The sequence below is a fragment of the Tabrizicola sp. YIM 78059 genome, assembly GCF_004959785.1.
In the GTDB taxonomy this organism is placed as follows: Bacteria; Pseudomonadota; Alphaproteobacteria; order Rhodobacterales; family Rhodobacteraceae; genus Tabrizicola; species Tabrizicola caldifontis.
The window spans coordinates 1-5,661 of sequence record NZ_SJZH01000034.1 but is presented as its reverse complement, the minus strand read 5'-3'; the positions used below and the strand labels follow the sequence as shown (position 1 = coordinate 5,661).

The window sequence follows — 5,661 nt, the reverse complement described above, 5'->3', positions numbered from 1 at the left end:
CCGCGCCGCCGCCTGGATCGCGGGTGCGGATCGCTGGACCGACGAGAAATGGCGCGATCTCGAGGATCAACTCGGGGCCGCGCCCACTGAAATGGATGGTGCGGGGCGGGTCAACCGGCCGCAGTCCGCACCCCAGGGAAAACGGCAGTCGTACTGGCTTGGCCGACGCGGAGGATGGTTCTGACATGACGGATTGGACGGAGACAGAGCTGGCTGCATTGCGCCGGGCCTATGCCAGCGGCACGACGCGGGTCAGCTATGATGGAAAATCCGTCGACTATGGCTCAGCCGAGGATCTGCTGGGCCGCATCCGCACCATCGAGCGGGCCATCGCGGGGACGACCCGACCTCTGCCGGTCGCCGGGCTGGCGGGCTTCTCGCGCGGTGATCGCTGATGTCGGCCAACTGGTTCGATCACGCTATCGCGACGATCGCGCCTCGGGCTGCCGCCCGTCGCGTGCTGGCGCGACAGGCATTCGAGACCCTGACGCGCGGCTATGACGGTGCGTCAAAAGGGCGGCGCACGGACGGTTGGCGCGCGTCGGGATCCTCGGCCGACACCGAAATCGGCGTCGCCGGGGCGCTGCTGCGCGACCGGATGCGCGATCTCGTCCGCAACAACCCGCATGCAGCCAAGGCCGTGGCGGTGCTGGTGAACAACATCATTGGCGCGGGCATCATGCCCCGCGCCGCCAGTGGCGACGACACGCTCGACCGGAAGGTCGACGCCCTCTTCGAGCGCTGGACGGCGGAGTGCGATGCCGACGGTCAGCTTGACTTCTACGGGTTGCAGACGCTGATCTGCCGCGAGATGGTAGAGGCGGGTGAAGTTCTGGTGCGCCGCCGTCTGCGGCGCGCGAGCGACGGTCTGCCCGTGCCGCTGCAATTGCAGGTTCTCGAGGCGGACTTCCTCGACGCCACCAAGTCCGGCGCCTTGGGCGACGGACGTCTGGTGCAGGGGATCGAGTTCGACCCAGTCGGCAGGCGTCGGGCCTACTGGCTCCACGCGGCACACCCTGGCGATGCCTGGGGCGCGCTGCAAGGCGGGCTTGGGTCTCGCCCGGTCCCGGCAAGCGAGATCGCCCATGTCTACGAAAAGCAGCGCACGCAGGCGCGCGGCGTTCCCTGGGGGGCGCCGGTCATCCGGTCCTTGCGCGATCTCGACGATTACGAGGTGGCCGAACTGGTCCGCAAGAAGACCGAGGCCTGCGTCACCGCCATTGTCTTCGGCGATGACGAGGCGCAGCAGGGGATCGCGCCCTCGGTCGTCGATGCGGACGGCAACCGTGTCGAGCAGTTCGAGCCGGGGCTGATCGCCTATGCGCGCGGCGGCAAGGACATCCGCTTCAACCAGCCATCCGCCACCGGCGGTTATGGCGAATACAAGCGCGCCAGCCTGCACACGATCTCGGCGGGGTTCCGGGTGCCCTACGAGCTGCTGACCGGCGACCTCAGCCAGGTCAACTATTCCTCGATCCGGGCCGGGCTCGTCGAGTTCCGCCGCATGATCGATGCCGTGCAGTGGCAGCTCTTCATCCCGATGCTCTGCGCGCCGGTCTGGCGCTGGTTCACGGAAGCCGCATGGGCGGCAGGGCAGATCCCGACACCGGATGTGCCGGTGGAATGGTCGCCGCCGAAGTTCGACGCCGTCGATCCCTACAAGGATGCGATGGCCGATCTGCTGGCGATCCGGACAGGCACGATGACGCTGGCGCAGGCCATCGCCCGGCAGGGGCACAACCCGGACGCCGTGCTGGCAGAAATCGCCGCGACCAACGCCAAGCTCGACGGCNCGCCGTGCTGGCAGAAATCGCCGCGACCAACGCCAAGCTCGACGGCCTCGGCCTCGTGCTCGACAGCGATCCGCGCCGCGTCACCAAGACCGGCAGCGCGCAGGCGGGCGACCCGACCAGCGACCCGGTCGCCCCCGCATCCGAACCAGAGAAGGAATAGGGCCATGCCCGAGACCATCATGGCGGCCCCGGTCGCCCTGCCGATGCAGCTGCGGCGCGCGCCCATCCTGCCCGCGACCGTCAATTCCGAGGCGCGTTCGGTCGACGTCGTCTTCACCACCGGCGCAGCCGTCCGGCGGCGCCGGTGGACCGGCTGGGACACCTCCGTGCCCTTCGACGAGATCCTCGAGGTCAGCGACAGGGCGGTGGACCTGACGCGCCTGAACGCCGGGGCCCCGGCGCTCGACAGCCATTCGGTCTGGTCCTCGCATTCGCAGGTGGGCGTCGTCGAACGCGCCTGGATCGAGGGGAAGGAAGGCAAGGCCACCATCCGTTTCCCGCGCGAGGGGCTGGACCAGGCGGCCGACCGCATGTTCGGCCTGATCAGCGACGGCATCATCCGGAACGTCTCGGTCGGCTATTCCATCGAGCGGGTGAAGGTGGTCGAGCCCGCCGCGAAGGGCGAGGTCGAGCAGCGCATCGTCGAACGCTGGACGCCGCTCGAGGTCAGCTTCGTGACCGTCCCCGCCGATCCCCGCGCGCAGGTCCGCGCGGCCGACCAAGCCAGCTATCCCGTCGAGATCGTCGACACCCGCATGCAAAAGGAGGCATCCATGCCTGAGAACACGACCATCGTGGCTGGGGATGTCCCCGCCAGCCATGAAACCCGCCAGCAGCCCGTCGTGGCCCCGGCGCAGCCCGAACCGACCGCTGCGCGTATGCCTGAACCGGCGGCGGCACCCGACGCCGAGGCCATCGCAAACCGCGCCCGCGAGGTTGAGCGCGATCGTGTGTCCACGATCTACGATCTGACCAGCCGTCTGAACCTCGAGCGCAACTTCGCCGAGGATCTGGTCAAGCGTGGTGTCAGCGTGGACGAGTCCCGTCGCCTGATCCTCGACCAGGTCGCTGCCAAGTCCGACGAAACTCGGACCTTCCCGCATGTCTCGATCCCGCTCGGCGGCCGGGATGAACGCATTACCCGCCGCGATGCAGTGGCCAACGCGCTGCTGCACCGCTACAGCCCGACGCTGTTCCCGCTCGAGGATGCCGCGCGCCAGTATCGCGGCATGACGCTGCTGGAACTCGCCCGCGAAAGCCTCGGCAATGCCGGGGTGAACACGCGGGGCCTGTCGCGCGACGAGGTGGCGACCCGCGCGCTGCATTCGACCTCCGACTTCCCCGAGATCCTGTCGGCTGTCACCAACAAGACCCTGCGGCAGGCCTATGACGCCTATCCCCGGACCTTCGCGCTCTTCTGCCGCCAGGTGCTGGCGACCGACTTCAAGTCGATGCACCGCGTCCAGCTGGGCGAGGCCCCGCAGCTTCTGGAGGTGGGCGAAAGCGGCGAGTTCAAGCGCGGCACGCTCGGCGAGAGCAAGGAGAGCTACCGCGTGAAGACCTATGGCCGGGTCGTCGCCATCACCCGGCAGGTGCTGATCAACGACGATCTCGACGCCTTCACCCGGATTCCGGCGATGTACGGCAACTCCATCGCGCAGCTGGAAAGCGACGTGGTCTGGGGCATCATCACCGCCAACCCGGCGATGGCTGACGGCAACGCGCTCTTCCACACCACGCACAAGAACCTCGCAGGCACCGGTGCCGCGCTGGAGGTGGCAAGTGTCGGCGCGGCGCGGGCGGCGATGGCGCTACAGACCGGCCTCGACAAGAAGACGGTGCTGAACATCCGCCCGGCCTTCCTGATCGTCCCGGCCGCGCTGGAGCTGAAGGCCGAGCAGTTGGTGGCCCAGAACCTCGTGCCCGCCGACAGCGCCAAGGTCGTGCCGCAGTCGATCCGCACCCTGTCGCCGATCAGCGAACCGCGCCTCGACGCGGCAAGCGCCACCTCCTGGTATCTGGCGGCCTCGCCCAACCAGATCGACACCATCGAATACGCTTATCTGGAAGGCCAGCAGGGCGCCTACATCGAGACCCGCAACGGCTTCGACGTCAATGGGGTCGAGATCAAGTGCCGCCTCGACTTCGGCGCCAAGGCCATCGACTGGCGCGGCCTCTACAAGAACCCGGGCGCGTAACCAGCGCGCCGATATGCTGAACCCTGACATGCGGGCGGTCCAATCGGGCCGCCCTTCGTCTTTCCACGAGGATCCCCATCATGAAAAACTACGTCCAGCCCGGCAATACCGTCACCCTGACCGCGCCCTATGCCGTCGCCTCCGGCGATGGCCTGCTCGTCGGATCCATCTTCGGCGTGGCCGCGGGCACTGCCGCCCTTGGGGAGGCGGTCGAGGCCGCACTCACCGGCGTCTACGACCTGAAGAAGGTCGCATCGCAAGCCTGGGCGGCAGGCGACAAAGTCTATTGGGACAACACCGCCAAGGAAGTGACCAAAACCACCACCTCGAACACCCTGATCGGCGTGGCCGTGGTTGCGGTGGCGGGTGGCGCAGGCGACACCATCGGCCGGGTGCGGCTGAACGGGTCGTTCTGATGAGCGCCTTCGCTGCTGCGATTGGCGCGCTCTTCGGCGATCCGAACATGGGGCGGGACGCGGTCTACATCGCCGATGGCGGCGCGCCTGTCCTGGTGCGTATCGTCGCCCGGCGTGCTGATGCCGTCACCGACTTCGGCGACGCGCGGCTCTGGTCGGAAACCACCCGCGTCGACCTGCGCGTGGCCGAGGTGCCAGCCCCGCGCCCCGGCGACCGCATCGAGATCGAGGGCGAGGCCTTCCTCATCCAGGGCGAGCCGGTCCGAGACGGTGAGCGGCTGGTCTGGACCGTCGACCTGCGCCCGGCTTGATCGTGATGAAACTGAAGCTCGACATCGATCCCGACATCGTCGCGATGATGGCGGCCGAGGTGGCAGCGGGCGAGCGGGCCGTGTCAGCTGCAATCCGCGAGGCCGGGACAGGGCTGAAGGCCGCCTGGCGGCTGCAGATCACCGGCGCGGGGCTCGGGGTCCGGCTCGCCCGCACCATCCGGTCGGAGCAGTTCCCCAAGGCCACGCCCAGCCTGAACGCGGCGGCCGTGGTCTGGTCCAACGCCCCGGTCATCATCGGCGCCCACGACACGGGCCCGCTGATCCGGTCGAAAAGCGGCTTCTGGCTGGCGATCCCCACGTCCGCCGCAGGCAAGTCCCTGCGCGGCGGCCGGATCACCCCCGGAGAATGGGAACGCCGCACAGGCCTACGCCTGCGCTTCATCTATCGGCGCAGGGGGCCGAGCCTGCTGGTGGCCGAGGGCCGGTTGAACACGAAGGGCCGCGCGTTCGGCAGGCTTACGCGGCCCCACAGGGGCCGCGGTCCTGCCTCACCTTCACGGTCGAAGACCAGCCGTGGCCTCGTCACAGCGCCGATCTTCCTGTTGGTGCAGCAGGTCAAGCTGCCGAAGCGGCTGGACCTGGCGCGGGACGCGGAGCAGGCGCATGACGCCCTGCCGGGGCTGATCGTGGCGAACTGGGTGGAGGCCCGCTGAACCTCAGGGCCGCGCCGCAGCTGCATCACGTCCGCGACGGCGGCGGCTCGGTTCTTCGGTGTCGCCCAAGCCCTCAAGCGCGACCGGGGCCTTGCCGGGAAACTCGACCATGAGCTTGAGCGAGCCGCCCATCGCGCGCACGTAGCTCGACAAGGTCGACAGGAGCAGATCGCTCTGGCGCTCGTACTTCGCGACGGTCGCCTGCTGGATGCCGAGGGCTTCGGCCAGCTGGACCTGCGTCAGGTCCTTGGCTTTCCGCAGTTCCTGCA

Annotated in this window: 7 protein-coding genes; 6 read left to right on the top strand and 1 reads right to left on the bottom strand. The window is 68.6% G+C overall.

Features of this window, described 5'->3' with window-relative positions:
• The 6 genes from EZM81_RS18465 to EZM81_RS17670 form a co-directional block, all read left to right on the top strand.
• Positions 1–184, top strand: a 184-nt coding sequence (locus EZM81_RS18465) for a hypothetical protein (protein WP_136646692.1), incomplete at its 5' end; no start/stop codon positions are given.
• Between the two features lies 1 nt (position 185).
• Positions 186–395 (top strand): phage head-tail joining protein, encoded by a 210-nt coding sequence (locus tag EZM81_RS17695; RefSeq protein ID WP_071167294.1) that lies wholly within the window; start codon positions 186–188, stop codon positions 393–395.
• Positions 395–3,991, top strand: a complete 3,597-nt coding sequence (locus tag EZM81_RS18605) for a prohead protease/major capsid protein fusion protein (RefSeq protein ID WP_248298277.1) — start codon at positions 395–397, stop codon at positions 3,989–3,991. The genes EZM81_RS17695 and EZM81_RS18605 overlap by 1 nt, the downstream gene beginning before the upstream one ends.
• 80 nt (positions 3,992–4,071) lie before the next feature.
• Complete coding sequence (locus EZM81_RS17680; protein WP_136646691.1) at positions 4,072–4,407, top strand: DUF2190 family protein; 336 nt, start codon at positions 4,072–4,074, stop codon at positions 4,405–4,407.
• A complete protein-coding gene (locus EZM81_RS17675) occupies positions 4,407–4,718 on the top strand; it encodes a hypothetical protein (protein ID WP_136646690.1) in 312 nt (103 codons plus the stop codon). The genes EZM81_RS17680 and EZM81_RS17675 overlap by 1 nt, the downstream gene beginning before the upstream one ends.
• A 5-nt stretch (positions 4,719–4,723) precedes the next feature.
• Entirely contained in the window at positions 4,724–5,392 is a 669-nt protein-coding gene (locus tag EZM81_RS17670) for a DUF6441 family protein (RefSeq protein WP_136646689.1), read from the top strand.
• 3 nt (positions 5,393–5,395) lie between these two features.
• Here EZM81_RS17670 and EZM81_RS17665 read toward each other — a convergent pair.
• A partial coding sequence (locus tag EZM81_RS17665) for a helix-turn-helix transcriptional regulator (protein ID WP_136646688.1) occupies positions 5,396–5,661 on the bottom strand: 266 nt, incomplete at its 5' end.